Genomic DNA, 17,224 nt, shown 5'->3' on the forward strand with positions numbered 1-17,224 from the left:
TCTAACTAGACTAACGCTACCTGAAATGACGCTCACGACATTAGCCAAGCCTAAGGAAAACAAATAAACAGTGACTATCGAACCTTGTACAGACGTCTTACTCGACGTAAGACCCAGAAAATCCATGGCCACATTACTAGACTCGATAATGCTGGATAGAACAAACTAATATCGAACACAGCGCTGCCAGTAACAAATTGCACCCAAAATACGACTAGGTTATAGAGTGCGACCAGCATCGCCATCAATAGTGCCTGCTGCCACATAGGAAAGTTACGTAAGCGCTGGAAATGCAGTACCACCACATACACCACCACTGACATCGCGAATGCGCGAATACCTAGGGTTGCCCCAAGTAGGATATCCAACATCACACCGAGAACCCAAGCGGTCAAAATATTGTAGCGATGAGGCAATGCCATCGCCCAGTAGATAATCACCAGTAGTAACCACTCTGGACGCCACGCCTCCACCACATCGGGTAATGGCATAATTTGAAACAGCATTGCCACCAATAGGCTTAGCCAAACGACCCAACGGCCATTTGCCACATGTAAACTCATTGTGCGACCTCCTGACTCGCCTTCACTGCCTCTTCAATACCCTCTGGAGGGGTAAGATCTTTGCCGTCAGACTCTATATCAGGCCATAGTAATAACAGATAACGAATTCTATCTAGCGCAGCTAACGGCTGGGCGATCACCGTGGCGTAGCTCTGCCCGTCATCTTTTTCGACACTCATGACACGAGCGACGGGGTAACCTTCAGGAAAGCGTTTACCTAGGCCGGAAGAGACTAACAGATCACCCACACGCACATCGGTGCTCTTGGCCACATGCCTCATCTCCAGCTCATCGAGCACACCGGTTCCGACCGCCATTAAACGTACGTCGTTACGGGTGATCCTAACGGGGATGCCATGGGAGGTATCGGACAGTAACAGCACTCGACTAGTCAGTTCACTAACTTGCACCACCTGACCTGCGACACCTTGGGCATCGACCACAGGTTGGCCGACAAACACACCACTGCGTGCACCATGGTTTAATACCACATATTGATGGAAAGGATCGCTTGCCACTTCCATCACCTCGGCAACCATCTTCTTGGCATCCATGTGCACAGGCGAGCCGAGCAGGCTACGTAAGCGGTCGTTCTCTTGACGCAGATGTTCAAAACGCTGTAAACGCTCACTCATCAAGAGTTGGTGACGCATCAGCTCTTTGTTTTGCTTGGCCAACATGTTGCGCGTTGCCAAGTTTTCGGCCGAAAGGTCGAGTAGGGCGCCAGGAATATTAGCCACATACTGTAGTGGGCTTAACAGTGAGGAGAGAGAATTACGCACAGGCTCTAGCCTGTCATTAGCGACAAGCAGAATCACTGACATAATCACTGCCAGCATGAGTCTAAACTGATTGGAAATACCGCGAACAAAAATAGGCTTCATAACAAACGAGGGCGGTTAAACACCGCCCTTTTTAACCGTGGTTAGTTTTCTTCAGAGAACAGGTCGCCGCCGTGCATATCGATCATCTCTAAAGCTCTACCACCACCGCGTGCAACACAAGTTAATGGGTCATCTGCGATCATTACAGGAATACCAGTCTCTTGCATTAGTAGACGGTCAAGATCGCGGATCAAAGCGCCACCACCAGTCAATACCATGCCGCGCTCAGAGATATCTGATGCCAACTCTGGAGGAGACTGCTCTAGTGCCACCATAACAGCACTCACAATACCAGATAGCGGTTCTTGCAGTGCTTCTAAAATTTCGTTGCTGTTCAAGGTAAAGCTACGTGGTACACCTTCAGCAAGGTTACGACCGCGTACTTCAATTTCTAATACTTCATCGCCTGGGTATGCAGTACCAATTGTGTGCTTGATACGCTCAGCTGTCGCTTCACCAATCAGGCTACCGTAGTTACGACGCACATAGTTGATAATCGCGTCATCAAACTTGTCACCACCGATGCGAACAGACGATGAGTAAACCACACCGTTTAGCGAGATAATCGCAACTTCTGTAGTACCACCACCGATATCGACAACCATAGAACCGGTTGCTTCAGAAACAGGTAGGCCTGCACCGATAGCCGCCGCCATTGGCTCTTCAATCAGATACACTTCACGAGCACCCGCGCCCATAGCTGATTCACGAATCGCACGACGTTCAACTTGTGTCGCGCCAACAGGCACACAAACTAAGACTCGAGGGCTTGGACGGAATACGCTGTTGTTATGAACTTGCTTGATAAAATGCTGTAGCATTTTTTCTGTGACATAAAAGTCGGCGATAACGCCATCTTTCATTGGACGAATAGCTTGAATGTTCCCAGGAGTACGACCTAGCATCTGCTTTGCTTCAGTACCGACGGCTGCAACCGACTTCTGACCCGAACCGCTGCGCTCGCCACGAATAGCAACCACCGAAGGCTCGTTTAGCACAATGCCTTCTTCACGGACGTAAATTAGCGTATTTGCTGTACCCAAATCGATCGAAAGATCATTAGAAAAAATGCCGCGTAGCTTCTTGAACATGTAACCAGCCTGTCTCTGTGGAGTCGTAGAAAAAAGAAATCAGGTAACTTTATCACGCTTCTTAAAATCCACAAGACCGCAGAGGTTAACAATTGCTAATGAAACCCTATTTTTTGCGATATACAGCCCAAAGAGCGAGTCAATAACTTGTCTCACCCCTTGTTACTGACAATTAGTTAACTTCTCGCCAATAAATAATCCGGTCATGGCCACGGTAAGTGCCAAAATAGGCTGTCGATCGCGGGTCTTGTAACCCACTATTTGAGTCGTAGTTCCAATACCACTGCAGCCACCTGTCGACATGCTGCTGTAGCCCCACTTCACCATCGGCATGAGGGGCCGGGAAATAGATAAAGCCGCTACCTAAACCGATAGCTCCAGCCTTGCCCGTTCCCCCCGGACGAGTATAGCCTTGCACCCCTTCAAGCCCTGCATCGGGAGACAGGTGCAAGCCAATATCGGCAGATTCAGTCGCACTGGTAGTATCAAATACCGAGCAACTGTCATCACTATTGGTGAGCCACTCTCCACCCGCCCCGACATACTGGGTTCCAACCTCAAGACGCAGCTCCTCCGATGATGGGCCGTAAGCGTTTTGCATCACAAAGCGCCCGTAACGCAGCGCAAAAGCATCGTCTTTAGCGATATCGGTAAAGGTCAGGCCAATACAGGCTGCAGCGGCGTTGTCTTGGTAACAAATACCATCCTTATCTGTCACATCAGCCTTCGATAGCTCTAGGTCAAACAGACCATTGAAGGGTACCGCCAGCGATGCACTGCGGCCGTAATGCAACTGCGCACCGCTTAAGTAAGCCCGCTGTATACTGTTATCTTCATTGTTCGGATAATAATCAACAGTACCTGAGATTGGTGACTCGTCCAGCACTTGTAGTGCAGCACCATCTATTGAGGTTGCGCCTGAGGTATCGCGATAACTACGATCTAGCCACTGCTTACCTTGGTAACGCCACCAATCACCGACTTGATAGTTGTTGGTGATAGCACCACTCTTACTCTTACCAATAATAGACAGGGTTGGCTCCTCTCCAGTTGAGAAACCAAAAGGCTGATCCATATAGGTAAAGCTGCCACACTGCGCCGTAAGATGAGGAGTGTTAGCCGTCACGGTTAAGTAATATGGAGAAAAGCGCCCAAAGATCTCGCTACTTGAGTGGGTTTCAGGGATCGAGGCTCCTAGATAATTCAGCTCACCATCGAGTGCAACACTCATCGCCCCCACTTCAGAGTATGTCTGATCCGTCAGTCTTAGCGGTGCACTGTTAGCCTTAGTGAAGCTCAAACTGGTTAGCCCTAGCCCTCCAAGACCGCCATCTTTAATATCTCCATTCGAGACTAATGGCGCTTGTAGTACAGGTTTAATTTTTAAATCTGTTAATTGGAAGTTTTTAAGTGGCACTCGATCTTTATAAGCCGTGCCGTCATCGACACCACAAACCGCCTTTACGTTCATCTTAAAATCAGCGCCTGCCTTGGCAGACAGCTCGCAACTTGCCCCCGTACAGCCATTACGCCCAGAATCATTAAAGAAATGGAAGCCATCGGGTTTAGCCACAAATTGATCACTATGTTCGAGTATCAAGGTTTCACTGGTGCTACCATCGGGAGAGCTAATCGTTTCAGTCAAGGTTGCCGCAAGCTCCACCTTACCCGCTTCAGGGTAATTAACATTTAGCAATGCCTTACCATTGGCATCAAAATGAACTTGCAACTCTTCACTACTGCCGCCATCGATCACTTTACTGGCATTAGGTGCATTGAGACTATTGATGGTTAACTTGGCGGCCTCGTTGATCCCCGCGGAATCTGGCGTAATATAGTTAAACGCCATCGAAACCGGCTTAGTTTTATTAGCAAATAGCGGTACACATTGCTGGGTAACTTGATCTTTCTTAACCGCAAATAACTCAAAGTTGTTGGAGTTTTTACAAGCCGTTGAATCATCGATATCAAAATAGATGCCGCTATCTTCAAAGTTGAGCTGACATTGAGCATTGGTGACCAGATTGCCATCGATATAACAGCTGTAGTTAGCCGTCGGCAGAGTCGAGCTTAACCCTAGCGTGACCAAGCCCCCCTCGGGGTGCCATAGTTCAGTTGCTGTGTTACCGGTAAAGGTTTCACGAGTATAATTTGTGTTGTTTTTAGTTAGCGTTACAGAAGCGGGATCGCTAAGTAAGGATGTACAGTCAGGATTAGCACATGCTTGAATGGTTATTGATTTAGCCGCGCAGCTGAGTGCACCGGAATTAAAGCTAATTCGATAATGGTTTACCGCAGGCGGCTCGGCAGCATACTCAAACGCAAAATAACCTATGCTCTCAGCCAAATGGCTACGCTCGCCATCTCGGTGCTGGTCTTCATCTATCGCAAAGCTCACCTGGTTGTTAAAACTCTCTTTAGTGCAGCGTCTTACCCAGCCACCATCACCACCACGACGTTGATTTTTATTGGCAATAGTTAAGGGCTGTGCAGAATAAGTTTGCTGGTAACTATTATTAAAAGCACATTGCTGACTCAGGTTTTGAACTGAACTGCCGTTGCCATGATTCAAAGCGTTGGCAAACTCATACTTTAAGCTTTCACCATTGACCGTCATTACGCCTTGGCCTACACCAGCGACAAAGCCTATAAGCTCTGGCCTAGTTATCCCAGAGCTCATTTCAGAACCTTCAATTGCAATATCAAACTGTGAGCCATCAGCATCGACATTATTAATCACTGTTGTGATAAAGCGGTCATTATTATGAGTCAATGTCTGACCTATCATGGCAGGCTGAATACCAAAATCATGCTCAAACTCGATATTCTCGTAGCCTCGACCAGCACTTGGCAAGTTTTTACCTTGGTACAACTCGGTCGATATCGAACCAGCCTGTAGTGCCTTACCCCGCTCTAAAAAGCGGTAACCCGCTTCCATAACAAAGTAGTCCACCTTGTCCATCTTCTTGTCCAGAACTTGCGATATGCCAGAGTTAATCTGCTTAATAGAGGCATGACTTAAGTTTAAGCTATCGACTCTCACTGTAGAGGAGTGATCGCCATTGGCGTTGCTACCATCTATCGTTGGCATCAGCATCACTACGGGCGGCACAGAGTAGGTATTATCAAAATTGATAACCGCGTTACCGCTCGCATCGAGCTCAGCACGGCCAAATTCAAACTGCGGCGCAGGACAAGTTAGCAGCTGACTCGCAGGGACTGTTTCAAAATGATTTGAAGAGGGCGTTTTCCAATACAGACGGAAAGCCTCTGCACCAAAGGCTTCATGAAATCTCAGTTCAATAGTATGCGCCCCTTGTTCAAGGGATACCTTACCCTGATACTGGGTGCAGTCACAGGTCGCATGGGTACCATAAAATCCCGTTATGACTTCCCCATCGATCAGCAGTTCGATGGCATCATCTCCATCGATAGCAAAGGTATACTCACCCGTTTCAGGTGCTTCTATGTATCCTTCAAACACACCTAAATACTGGTCTTGGTCGACTGCAGCATTTGAATGAGGATTTATGCCATTACCTTTCTGATTTAAGTTTGTCTCAACAGACTCCCCTATTTGAAATTTAGTTTTCTTCACTTCATTAATTAGATCTTCAAAATCATCGTGATCTTCAGGACTATCACCATCATCATCCCAACTTTCAGCATCGTAAGTACGATAGGTTAAGCCTTGGATATTCCCCTGCTCAGCAGGGCACTGAGGAATAACGGGAGGATTAGGCAGGTCCAAGTCACAGTTAGGAACTAAGTCGATCAAGTAGGCATGATCATCAAACTGTACCCAGCCGTCGTCATCAATCGCAATATAATCAGAAGTAACAGCTCCCTCGACTCTTGCTTCTTCACTAAAAATAAGTCGTCCTTCAGAAACAATATGACCACGGAGATAAGAGTCTTCAGCCAAATCTATGTCTGAATAACCATACAGCATGAAGAGCTCTGAACGATATGGCAGCATGCTGTTGTACTGAACAAAGTGATTTTTGACAAAGAAGCTAACGGTTCCACTAGTAGGAAATCTAACCGTCACCCCCTCTGCTATTTGTAAGTTTTCAATCCAGTATTGGCCGGGCGCTAACTCTAATATGCCATCCTGAATATTTAACAGCTTAATCCGATAGATACCTGTATCACTATTGGTAAATTTAACCGTGTGATAGTAAAAGTGAGAGTTAATATTCGAGTACTCTCCCTCGGGTACCTCTATCACATAATTAACCGCATCCGACGGCCCTAAATTTTTATTGCTAGTTGAAGCACATTGCGCAAACGGGAGCCTGTCACTTGGTAATCTTGCAGTAAAATTACCCGCCTTACATTTTTTTGAATTGCCATTAGCGGGAACACAAGCAGACCTAGAGGAATCAGTCACTGAATAAGAAGGCAGTCTGCCGTTATTCGGGGCATCGAACAGTTTAGAGCCACTATGAAATCGTATTTGCCCTGAGCTGGAGTAAGAGTTAACGCCCTCTCTAAAGGTTTGAGTCCAATCAGCAGCAAATGACACTTTAATAGACAATAAGCTAAAACCGAGTAATACAATTAGTTTAAGAGAGCTTTTAGTACTAATCACGGGCTTCGACCTCCACCTGACGACTCACTCTAATACAGCTGGCATCGCTATCGCGACCAGAATCACATTGGCCTGTACTACAGGTTGCGGTACTAGTAATTAGGTACTGAGTCATATTATTTTGTGGAAAATTCGTGGTAACAGAAGAACAGGTCATCACCACGCTGCATCCATTAAAGCCAACGAGCCCTGTTTCGGTCCCTATATTCCATGTGGTTTGGGGAGGGCAACTCCCTACACTGCCATCAACAGGAAACAAGGTCGCTAAGGCGCGATCGGCACCACTATTCGCAGTAGCAAAGGCACGGGTACCCCACACCTCAAGATTTATCTCTTGATCGGCATCATCAAGCACGTTAATCAGTGTCGCTGCCAGTAAAAACATCACTGTGATAATAAATACACCGATCACTAAAGCACTCCCAGCTTGCTTGGAGCGAGAAGCTAGCTGATTAAGCTGGCAGTTGTGACAAAGCATTCGATTAGGGGACATTAATCACCTGCACTTGATGATGGTATTGGAACGTCTGCCCCTGCACATCAAACAAAGGATTCAGATGTACCATGGCGTTGTTACGTAGCGTTCCAGGGGTATAGGCGATGGGACTATTTCGGCCGATAGTATTGACCACATTCTCAGCCATCAACACACCTGTTCCCATATCGGCTGGCGATGGCTGCAGATTAGGGTGATTAAAACCATAGCCAGAATAACGTTTTAATAGACTTAACTCTGAAGTCACCTGCTCAAAGCAGTAACTCACCGCACCTTTCACACCAAAATAGCGCTGTCTTGGCGAGGCGGCATCGAAACGAACAGCGCGGCCAAAGTCGATACTAAGGTCGTTCGTCGTTGCATTAGCAGTAACGGCGTCAATACTAAACAGCTTGCCTTGCGTGCCCGTAGTTGAGGTATAAACATCGGCGGGTGATAGTGGATAAATCAGTAAAAATTGATCCTTATCTAAGCGTGCGCTGGCACTGGATTGCATCGCTGTGCCACTGCTCGCTGCCGAGGCTGGCACTATAGGCATATCTATATAAGACGCACTAGAGATGATCGGCATCATCTCGATACATTGCCAGGCACCATCACCACTATCGCGAACTCGAATGCTATTGGGTGCTGTATTACGGATCTCTCGGGTCATACGTTCGATTGCAAATCGGCTTTGACTCAATACTTGATCAACCGAGGTGGCATCGACAAAAATTCGGGTACCAAAAATCAAAAAACCACTCACCCCAAGCACTAAAACGCCTAGGATAATGATCACTGTTACCATCTCAACTAAGGTAAAGCCGAGGCTTTTTCGCTGTTTCAGTGTGCCCAATTGCAATCGCGAAGCGGGACGTATTAACGCTTGCATTAATAGTTACTCCTGATCGCATTAAAGCTCATCACCTCGCCATTAGGCGTGGTGACATTAATAGTAATAAGCTTAGTATTTAGGCTCGGTAAGTTGTTATAGGCGACTAAAACTTCTAAGCCGTAATTAATATAGCGATCGGCATAAGTCTCGCTGCTGTTGAGCATATCGCTACCAATATTAAGCCCTGTATAGTCATCGACATCGTTATAGTCATTGCGAGTCTCGGTCACCCCCGCAACGGTGTCTGGGCCCAAATTTGCTGGTGTGGTACAAGGTAACCCTGCAGGTAAGCCAAATGCAGGTTTTGCTGGCGCACCACAGGCGGGGACTCCACCATTCGCATTGCTGTTTTGATCGTAACGCTTACCCCAGATCTCATTCAAAATAGAGTGAGCGAGTTCTGCAGAACGAACTCGATGCAGGGTATCTGCGGCACGCTCAGCCTGAGGAAACAACATGGTACTCAGCAGCACGAAGGCGATACTGATCACCACCATACCCACAACTAACTCGACTAAGGTAAAGGCCTTTTGAGCTTGCCATTTTATGGCTGAGATTCTATTGCCCATCATGGATATAACCTTCAGATTCTATCGCAAGGAAGAGTGTCTCATCGGCAATAACACTAATGCAGTTACCACTGCAACGTGCGCCATCCACAATAGGGACACCTTGGGCATTAAATTGGATATTAAATGTGCTTGCACCACTACTCAGCAAAGCGAGACTCGCTCCACCTTGAAACGCTTGCGGTGCATCGGTGCGCACTGGCGTGCCAGAGCAAGCACCTTGGTAACGAGAGACTTGATATTGACTGTCGGTAACGGACAAACGGTAACAGCGGTCTTGATTGTTCATCGCCATCATCTGCACTTTACGCAGCTCACTGATAAATTCATCACGCAGGGTAAAAGCACTGTAACTTGATGAGGTCAGCAGGCGAGGGATAACCACCACAGCGAGAATGGCAATAAGGATTATCGTGGTCACTAGCTCCACTAATGTAAAGCCTGCGTGTCGCTGCGCTCTATGCATTGCTCGTCCTGATTGATATATGCAGTTGTACGTTGTATTGATTGTCGTCTACTTTCGCTACTAGCACTAGATTCTAGGGCGCTGCGCTGCAGCGGCTAGAGCGGGCTTCGCCCTGCTATAAAAGATACAACTGCAAACTGGTGTCGATTCCGGCTTTTCGCCATCTTAAAGCTGATTTTCCAACAGTTTATTAATTATGGCAAATAAAGCCACAATAAACGGTCTAGATACAAAAAAGGCCTGCGAGGCAGGCCTTTTTCACAGCTGTCTAAATTAACAACCTGTATCTTTTACTTCGTATTTCGGAGAAATACTTGAACTTTGCGCTGGCGTGTATTCAAAATGACAATCCACTACAGGGCTTACTGAAGCATCATATGGAGAACCAGCCTGATAAATAACTGTTGGTTTGGTTTGATCTGCACCAACAACAAACGTCCAATCATCTTCACTAATATCTAAAGCGTCTAAGATTGACTGTTTATCATTCTGTAAATAGCCATAAGCCGTTTTCACTGTATCCGCAGGTGCTGCGCCAATCTGTACAGTTGTATCACCTAACTTCTCTTTACCTGCAATAGCCGCCTTAGAAAAAACCAAAGAGTTAGCCCCTTGCATTGAGCCTTTTAAACCTTGAAGGGTCGATGCACGCGCATCGCTCTGTAGGTTGATAAACTTAGGCGCTGCTGTGACAGCCAAGATACCTAGGATAATAATCACAACCACTAATTCGATTAGAGTAAAACCATTTTGCTTTTGCATTTAAAGAGTCCTATTAACAGCCGGTATCAACAATTGTATATGTTGGAACATTCGATGCGTCTGCTTGCTCATAAGTCACCTGACAAGTATTGCTGTCATTTGGAGCACCTACCTGATGAATAATTGCAGAAGTACCAGATTCCTCAATGATCCAGTCTGCAGCTGCTTTTTCAGCGTCAGTTGCTGTAGAAAGCGCAAAGTTTACATCCATTGCTTTTGAAAAATCTGCTTCTTTAGCAATCAAGTAACCATAAATTGTCTTAACGTTAATAGGGGCTGCATCTGTACCGATATTTACATCAGTGCCTGCAGCAGCACTAGCTCGCTCGTCACCAGCTAAAGCTGCCTTAGCGAATACTAGGCCGTTAGCACCTTGAATCGCGCCTTTAACACCTTGCAGTGCTGATGCACGAGCGTCGCTCTGTAGGTTGATAAACTTAGGTGCAGCAGTTACTGCCAAAATACCTAGAATAATAATAACAACCACTAATTCGATTAGGGTAAAACCATTTTGCTTTTGCATAAAAATATCCTCAATCACATAACAAGCACGGCGAACGGTTAAAACCTGTCATCCGCAAACTATTAATTTTTTACTACTAACTAACAACCACTTGCTTAGTCAATAAAACTCGCAACTTGACCAGAACCTGGGTTGTAGGTCACCCCTTTACCCGCTAGGTTGCTTAGGTCGGCTAGATCTTCCGTAGGCTTACCGGTTTGTGGATCTAACACCAGTGATGAAGCTAGGTAATACAAACAAACATCAAGACCGCTAACAAGCTCGCCATCTATGGTATTTGAACTGCCACCCGCTCCTTCTGCCACACTCACTACATATCTTGCTTTACGCGCATCTTCTCCTGAAATTACGCTTCGCGGTGCATTTTGTAAAACAAGCTCAAACACTTCTTGGCACGTACCTACAGTCATGCCTTTTGCATCGGTATTGCTCGAACCCGTTGGATAACCAAAGCGAGGATCGAGTGACACCGTAGTGCCGTCTAATAGCACGGTATTATTGCGGCGACCGTCAACTTCCCACTGTGAGCGCACAAAGCTCACTGCAGTGCTTAAGCCACCCGCAACACCGTCTACACTGGCATCTTCAGCATCATCAGTTACGTTTAAAAACCGTGGAATAGCCGTTGCTGCCAATAAACCTAAGATCACGATAACGATGACTAATTCAATAAGGGAGAAGCCCTTCTGATACTGTTGTTTCATTTTACCCCCAGTGTTGTATGCGGCTATTCTAGCAGTTTGTTAAAATTAGAAAACAGATAATTTCACTCTTTAGTCACCTTGTGTCAAAAAAATGACCCGCCCAGAGGTGGTTTGATAGCTAATACTTTCACCTGACTCGCCAATATATCGGCAAACATCTGTTCTCGGATTGAATCGTGTTTCAATTTGTTGTGCATAACCAGCACCCAACAATTCAACCAATAATTGTCGACAGCCAGCAACACTTGTCTCATCCGGCACAGGCCAGCCACCCGCAGCCATACGCACTTGCCCCGTAGATGAGGCGTGCTCAGGATTATCTGAATACCAATCGAGTATCAAGATTTCTGGCTTACTGCGCATCAACCATTGAGAGCGAGCAACCCCCAGTACATTGAGTAAACGTGTATGCTCAGCTTGCATACTGGGCTGGCTCAGCTGCTTAATACTGCCAAAGTAACTAAAAGCTAAGTAAAACAATACAATTAACAAAATAATTAAGGCAATAATCTTGCCATAAACGCTAATCAACTCTGCATCGGCTTTTTGTTGATTAAGCACAGCCTTGTTCTCGCATCATCAGTTGCCGCCCTTAACCACATTAAGCATATCCCACATCGGCAGGTAGATACCCAGTGCTAGGACTAACACGATACAGGCAACAAAGCCGATCAAAATAGGCTCCAGCTTAGCGGTTAAATTCTTAAGATCGTAGTCGACCTCACCTTCGTAGAAGTCGGCGGCATCATTAAGTAACTGATCAATCTGCCCTGTTTCTTCACCGACGGCAACCATCTGTAGCACGAGCGGGGTAAACAGTTGACAGTTATTCGACACCCTTAGCATCGACTCGCCCGACTCGATACCCCGGCGCATGCCCACAATACGGTCATGCATATAGGCGTTATCGACCGCATCAGCAACGAGACTGAGCGCCTGAGTCATAGGTACGCCCGCACTGAGCATCATAGAGAAACTGCGACAATAACGAGACAGGGTCGAACGCTCGATAATGCTGCCTACAGCAGGAATATTCAGCTTCCACTTGTCCCACTGTTTCTCACCTTTTTCAGTGCTGTGCCAATATCGAATCCCCACAAACCCGGCCACCAGCACCACGATCATCGCTGGCCAGTAATTAACAAACAGATTAGAAGTATTAATTAACAGTTTAGTCGCCCACGGCAGATCGGCACCAAATCGTGAAAACATCTCTGCAAACTTAGGGATCACCATGATGTTGAGGATCACCATGGCAATTGCGATCGCGATCAATACAAAGATCGGATAACGCATCGCGGCTTTAATGCGCCTACGGGTTTCCTGTTCGCGCTCGATATAACCCGCCAGCTGAATAAAAGCGTCTTCCAGTTTGCCCGTGTTCTCGCCCACATGAACCATAGAAACAAACAACGCATCGAATACATCCGGATGTTGATTCATTGCTGATGATAGAGGGCGACCTGAAGTTAACTGCTCTGAAATATCATCTAGCGCCTCTTTCATCCGCACCGAATGTGTTGTTTCAGAAAGACCTGCGATCGCGCGCAGTATCGGGATCCCTGAGCGCGTCAAAGAATACATCTGCCGAGTAAAGATCTGCAGTTCGTCTAATGCAACCTTGCCTTTAAACAAAGCCTTAAAGCTAAATTCTTTAACTTCTTTTGCTATAGTCAACTCTAGCGGGATCACCCCGCGAGACATCAGCTGATCGGCCGCGGCACTTTCAGAGCTAGCATCCAGTAGCCCTTTAACTTGCTCACCTTGTGCGCTGCGGCCGCGATACTGATATGTTGGCATGATTAAGCCTCACCCTGTTCTAACTCGGTGTCACTGACATCTTCGACTAACTTGGCAACCTCTTCGATAGTGGTCATCCCCTGCGCCAAGTACTTTAATGCGGACTCGGCTAGCGGAGTAAAGTTAGGGCTCTGATAAGCGGCGCGGGTAAAGTCCTGAGGGTTACCGCTGCGCATCGCTTCAATCATAAGCTCATCAAGCTCTAAGATCTCGAACACACCGATACGGCCACGATAGCCACTACCGTTACAGCTTTGACAGCCTGCCCCGACCCTAAATGTAGCTTTGGAGTAGTCCATTTGACTCACACTCGATAGCCAGACTTTATCCTGTGCGGTGAGATGATAATCCATTGCACAATTTTGGCAGACTCGGCGCACTAGTCGCTGGGCGATAATCACTCTTAGCGCACTAGCAACAAGATAACTCGCCGCTCCCATATCCAGCAGACGCAGCGCACTGGTTACCGCATCGTTGGTATGCAGAGTCGATAGTACAAAGTGACCCGTTAACGCGCCTCGAAGACCAATTTCAACCGTCTCTTGATCTCGCATCTCACCCACCATGATAATATCCGGGTCTTGACGCAAAGTGGTTCTTAACACGTTAGAAAAATCGAGGCCGATCTTATGGTTCACTTGAACCTGATTAATTCTAGGTAACTGGTATTCAACAGGATCTTCAACTGTGATGATCTTGCGATCGGCGGTATTAAGCTCACTGAGCACACCGTACAGCGTGGTCGTTTTACCGCTACCCGTTGGCCCAGTCACCAACAACATACCATGAGGACGTTTGATCTGACGACGCACTCTTGCCAGCATCTCTGGCGGCATGCCCGTTTCATTCAAGGTCAACAGGCCTGCGGATTGATCAAGCAGACGCATTACCACCGACTCACCATGGTAGATAGGCATGGTCGACATACGTACATCAATCTTATGCCCCTTGATCTCCATATGAAATCGACCATCTTGAGGCAGACGTTTCTCTGAAATATCTAAGCCCGCCATTAGCTTGAGACGCAACACCAAGGCTGCGGCAATGCTCACTTCTGGCAAGATGTTTTCATGTAACTGACCATCGATACGCTGACGAATACGCAGTGACTTTTCACCAGGCTCGATATGGATATCCGAGGCGCGCATCTGCACCGCATCTTCGAAAATAGACTGCAATAACTTAACCACTGTGGTTTCGTTATCGCTGTCGGCTTCGGTCAGACTACCTAGATCGAATATATCATCTGCGGCATATTCCTCTTCGAGTCTGCCAGCGATCTGCGCTATCTCGTCGGTACGTCGATAGAGGTTATCGAAAGCATCTAATAGCTGCTGCTCGGTTACTACCGCGATAGAGATACTCTTTGGTGCTAGCTGTAGCTCAAGGTGATCCATCGCCTGCAGATCGGCAGGATCGCTCATCGCCACAAGCACACTATCACCGTTATCTTCTACGACTAAAGCGCGATATCGACGAGCCTGCACCTCTGGTAATAGGCCAATCACATTGGCCGCAATGGCGCGCTTACTGATATCGAGAAAAGGAATATGCAGCTGATGCGACAAAAACTGCAGTAGTTGCTGCTCTGTGATACATGACAAGTCTATCAGTGTACGGCCCAGCTTCTTTCCCGTATTACGCTGTTCGGCTAATGCTTGCTGCAACTGCTCTTCGGTGATGATGTGCTCCTGAACCAGCAGATCACCTAATCGCATTTTTAATTTGGGTTTCACTAGTACGCTCCTAACTGCAGCAATCGATTATCGACGTAAACCTTAGCCTGTGCGGATAAGTTACCTTGAGATAAAGCTTGGCTATATGCCGCTTTTGCTTCGGTGTATTTTTGCTGTGCATCCAAGGCATAACCTAATCCCATCCACCAGCGGCCTTGACTAGGCTCATACTTAGCAAGTTGGCGAAAGCTCTGTTCTGCTACTGGATAATTTTTCTGCGCCTGTGCCAAATCACTCTGTTGGTGCCACTTTTTAATGGCTAACTCACTGTTATCCGGAATTTTGGCTAAGCTCTTTAGCGCCAGTTCATCTTGACCACCGGCCTGCAGCACCCGCGCTAATAGCAGGGAAAATTCATACTCTTGCGGAAACAAAAGCTGCCCTTGCTCTAACAGCTTGGCCGCTTTGGCTAACTTGCTCTGCCCATAATAGAGGGCCGCTGCCTGTCTTCTTGCCTGATGTAAACTTGGGTTATAGGCGAGCGCAGCCTCGTAGTAACTTAGCGCGTCTCGGTGGAGCCCCTGTTGCTGTGCATCAGTTGCCAACAACATCTGCTTTTGCGCCAACTCTTCGGGTGAAAGCTTGACCTCTTTAACCGCCATATTACCGCTGCTATGCAACTGGCTAGAGCGATTAGTGGCAGGGGCAATATTTAGCTGAGTGGGCCTTACCTTTTCCGTCTTAGCGACTTTCGCGTTAACTGCTTCGGTCTTAGCGGTATCCGCCCTAGCAACTTTCGCATTAACGACTTCGGCCTTAGCTGTTTCTGTTTTAACGACTTTTGCATCAACAGCTTCGGTCTTAGCCGTTTCCGTCTCAGCTATTTCCGTCTTGGCTATTACCGTCTTAGCGACTTTCGCATCAACAGCTTCAGTCTTAGTCGTTTCTGCCTTAGCGACTTTCGCGTCAACGGCTTCGGTCTTAGCGATTTCCGTCTTGGCTATTACCGTCTTAGCGACTTTCGCATCAACAGCTTCAGTCTTAGTCGTTTCTGCCTTAGCGACTTTCGCGTCAACTACTTCGGTCTTAGCGATTTCCTGATTAGACGCTATGGCGGGTTCCGCTTGCATCAAATTTAAGGCAAAAAAGGTTCCAAAGCCGCCGACGGCTAATGAGATCACACAGGCAAGCAGCAAGGTTCGCTTCGAAGAGCTCTTAGGTTTAAAAGCTAACTTAGGCGCGGTCATACTCTCGATGCCATGTGGTTGTTGGCGCTCATCTAAATCTTTGAGCATCTTGTTGATTACGCTCATGCAACGCCTCCTTTAAACCAGTAAAACACACCTAAACAACTGCTAAAGAGAACCACAACAGCAAGCAACCACTTAACCATGCCATATTGATGCTTAATGGCGTCGCAAGTATCTGAAATCGCGGCATCAACATGGTGCGGTGCAATTTTTTTCGCTCCCTCACCAAAGCCTACAAGCAAAGCCTTGTGGGATAACACATTAATCAACCTTGGAATTCCTCGTGCGGCCTTAGCGATACGTTTAGCATTAGATTCGTTAAATAACCGTCCACTTTCACTACCAGCAACACTTAAGCGATGCTGAATGTAAGCAACTGATTCTTCAATCGTTAATGGGCGTAAACAGTAACTAAAGGTGATCCGCTGTCTTAGCTGCCTAAACTTACTCTGCGCAAGTCTTTCATCTAGCTCTGGCTGCGCAAACAAAACCACTTGCAGCAACTTGCGGCTCTCTGTTTCTAAGTTAGTAAACAGACGCAGGGCTTCGAGACTCTCATCGGGCAGTGCCTGCGCCTCATCGAGCACTAAGATAATTGAATGACCATGGGCACTTAGTGCTAATAGTTGCTGCTGGATCAAGCCAGTTAATTGCTGCTGATCGATCTGATTGGAATACTTTAGCCCAAGCTCCATCGCTACAGCCCAACGTAACTCATCGGGAGTTAAGTAAGGATTAGGCAGGTAGGCACAATGAAATCGCTCTGGTAGCTCATTCATCAATTTACGGCAGGTGAGCGTCTTACCCGTGCCCACCTCCCCAGTGACTTTAATAAAGCCTTCGCCAGTTTGTAACGCCGTTTGCAGCACTTGCAAGGCTTCAACATGCGGCGCGAGGCCAAAGAAAAATCCCGTATTCGGCGTTAGAGAAAACGGGGTTTCAGTTAACCCAAAATGCTGCAGATACAAG

The 17,224-nt window shown here is 47.0% G+C and carries 16 protein-coding genes; all 16 read right to left on the reverse strand.

All coding sequences use genetic code 11. From position 1 onward, the window contains the following. Positions 1-74: 74 nt before the first annotated feature. Positions 75-563, reverse strand: a complete 489-nt coding sequence (gene mreD / locus JMA39_RS07585) for a rod shape-determining protein MreD (protein ID WP_202721222.1) — start codon at positions 561-563, stop codon at positions 75-77. Continuing rightward, a complete protein-coding gene (gene mreC / locus JMA39_RS07590) occupies positions 560-1,447 on the reverse strand; it encodes a rod shape-determining protein MreC (protein ID WP_202721223.1) in 888 nt (295 codons plus the stop codon). The genes mreD and mreC overlap by 4 nt, the downstream gene beginning before the upstream one ends. A 41-nt stretch (positions 1,448-1,488) precedes the next feature. Then, positions 1,489-2,538 (reverse strand): rod shape-determining protein, encoded by a 1,050-nt coding sequence (locus JMA39_RS07595; RefSeq protein WP_012278897.1) that lies wholly within the window; start codon positions 2,536-2,538, stop codon positions 1,489-1,491. Positions 2,539-2,710: 172 nt separating this feature from the next. Further along, positions 2,711-7,132 carry a DUF6701 domain-containing protein gene (locus JMA39_RS07600; RefSeq protein ID WP_244999879.1) on the reverse strand — a complete coding sequence of 1,474 codons (4,422 nt, stop codon included), beginning with the start codon at positions 7,130-7,132 and terminating at the stop codon, positions 2,711-2,713. After that, positions 7,125-7,625, reverse strand: coding sequence for an MSHA biogenesis protein MshP (locus JMA39_RS07605; RefSeq protein WP_202721224.1), 501 nt, complete (start codon positions 7,623-7,625; stop codon positions 7,125-7,127). Before JMA39_RS07605 ends, JMA39_RS07600 begins: the two co-directional genes overlap by 8 nt. Continuing rightward, on the reverse strand, positions 7,615-8,502 hold the full coding sequence (locus JMA39_RS07610; protein WP_202721225.1) for a PilW family protein: 888 nt from the start codon (positions 8,500-8,502) through the stop codon (positions 7,615-7,617). The genes JMA39_RS07605 and JMA39_RS07610 overlap by 11 nt, the downstream gene beginning before the upstream one ends. Next, on the reverse strand, positions 8,502-9,077 hold the full coding sequence (locus tag JMA39_RS07615; protein WP_202721226.1) for a type IV pilus modification PilV family protein: 576 nt from the start codon (positions 9,075-9,077) through the stop codon (positions 8,502-8,504). The genes JMA39_RS07610 and JMA39_RS07615 overlap by 1 nt, the downstream gene beginning before the upstream one ends. Beyond that, positions 9,064-9,540, reverse strand: a complete 477-nt coding sequence (locus JMA39_RS07620; RefSeq protein ID WP_202721227.1) for a pilus assembly FimT family protein — start codon at positions 9,538-9,540, stop codon at positions 9,064-9,066. Before JMA39_RS07620 ends, JMA39_RS07615 begins: the two co-directional genes overlap by 14 nt. Before the next feature lie 273 nt (positions 9,541-9,813). Further along, complete coding sequence (locus JMA39_RS07625) at positions 9,814-10,302, reverse strand: type II secretion system protein (RefSeq protein WP_202721228.1); 489 nt, start codon at positions 10,300-10,302, stop codon at positions 9,814-9,816. Positions 10,303-10,315: 13 nt separating this feature from the next. Next, entirely contained in the window at positions 10,316-10,825 is a 510-nt protein-coding gene (locus tag JMA39_RS07630; RefSeq protein WP_202721229.1) for a type II secretion system protein, read from the reverse strand. A gap of 95 nt (positions 10,826-10,920) precedes the next feature. Then, complete coding sequence (locus JMA39_RS07635) at positions 10,921-11,529, reverse strand: type II secretion system protein (RefSeq protein WP_202721230.1); 609 nt, start codon at positions 11,527-11,529, stop codon at positions 10,921-10,923. 69 nt (positions 11,530-11,598) lie between these two features. After that, the gene (locus tag JMA39_RS07640) at positions 11,599-12,090 is read right to left on the reverse strand and encodes a hypothetical protein (RefSeq protein ID WP_202721231.1); all 492 of its coding nucleotides are present in this window, start codon (positions 12,088-12,090) and stop codon (positions 11,599-11,601) included. Between the two features lie 18 nt (positions 12,091-12,108). After that, positions 12,109-13,329: a type II secretion system F family protein gene (locus tag JMA39_RS07645; RefSeq protein WP_202721232.1), complete on the reverse strand. Its 1,221-nt coding sequence runs from the start codon at positions 13,327-13,329 to the stop codon at positions 12,109-12,111. A gap of 2 nt (positions 13,330-13,331) precedes the next feature. Continuing rightward, the gene (locus JMA39_RS07650) at positions 13,332-15,065 is read right to left on the reverse strand and encodes a GspE/PulE family protein (protein WP_202721233.1); all 1,734 of its coding nucleotides are present in this window, start codon (positions 15,063-15,065) and stop codon (positions 13,332-13,334) included. Further along, on the reverse strand, positions 15,065-16,318 hold the full coding sequence (locus tag JMA39_RS07655) for a tetratricopeptide repeat protein (protein ID WP_202721234.1): 1,254 nt from the start codon (positions 16,316-16,318) through the stop codon (positions 15,065-15,067). The genes JMA39_RS07650 and JMA39_RS07655 overlap by 1 nt, the downstream gene beginning before the upstream one ends. Then, the gene (locus JMA39_RS07660; RefSeq protein ID WP_202721235.1) at positions 16,315-17,223 is read right to left on the reverse strand and encodes an ExeA family protein; all 909 of its coding nucleotides are present in this window, start codon (positions 17,221-17,223) and stop codon (positions 16,315-16,317) included. The genes JMA39_RS07655 and JMA39_RS07660 overlap by 4 nt, the downstream gene beginning before the upstream one ends. Position 17,224: the final 1 nt, after the last annotated feature.

This window comes from Shewanella schlegeliana (assembly GCF_016765635.1).
Classification (GTDB): domain Bacteria; phylum Pseudomonadota; class Gammaproteobacteria; order Enterobacterales; family Shewanellaceae; genus Shewanella; species Shewanella schlegeliana.